The 738-nt window shown below is 81.0% G+C and carries 1 protein-coding gene; it reads left to right on the forward strand.

All coding sequences use genetic code 11. The annotated features are described in order from the left end of the window. A partial coding sequence (locus MCBG_RS32980; RefSeq protein ID WP_198033288.1) for a hypothetical protein occupies positions 1 to 738 on the forward strand: 738 nt, incomplete at both ends.

Genomic DNA, 738 nt, shown 5'->3' on the forward strand with positions numbered 1-738 from the left:
GCTCGCCGCCGCGGTGCTGCTGGGCGGCGTCGCCACAGTGCTCGGCGCGGACTCGGCCCGGCGGCGCGTCGCCCACCGGGCGGCGCCCTGGATGCTCGCCGCCGCCACCGCCGAGGCGGCGGCCGGCGCGGTGCGGCTCGGTACCGACCACGCCGCCCTCGGCCCGGAAGGCCCCGGATGGGCCGGCCCGGCACGCTGGGTCTGCCTTGCGGTCGCCGTGGCCGGAGCCGTGGGCCTGGGCGCCGGCCTGCGACGCCGACGGCAGCCGGACCGGACGTTGCTGCGGGGACAGGCGGTCGTGCTGCCCGCGGTCGTCATCGTCGCCGCCACCGCGACCGCCGTGGCGCTGCCCGCGCCGCCCGGCCGCCCCGGCGCGCCGCTGCTGGTCGCAGTGGACAACGGCGGCCGGGGCCTCCCGCTGGTGGTGGCGCCGCAGCGGCCCGGCTGGAACCTCGTGCACGTCGGCGCGGAGGGAGTCTCGGTCGGGACGCGGGCGGACCGCCTCTCCCCCGCCGTCCGGCTGCCCGGTGCCACCAACGGCTGGGCCCTCGTACACCTTCCGCCCGGCCCGAGCCGGCTGCACGTCGCGTACGGCGGACGCCAGGCCGTGATTCGGCTGGACGCCGGGGCGGCCGACGCGCCCGGTCCCGACCTGCGCGGTCCGGACGGGCCGGAGTGCGTCAGCGCGGCCCTCGGCGTGCTCCTGCGGGACGACCCGCAGCCGCTGTCGCGCTGCCC

This window comes from Micromonospora sp. M42 (assembly GCF_000568915.1).
In the GTDB taxonomy this organism is placed as follows: Bacteria; Actinomycetota; Actinomycetes; order Mycobacteriales; family Micromonosporaceae; genus Micromonospora; species Micromonospora chalcea.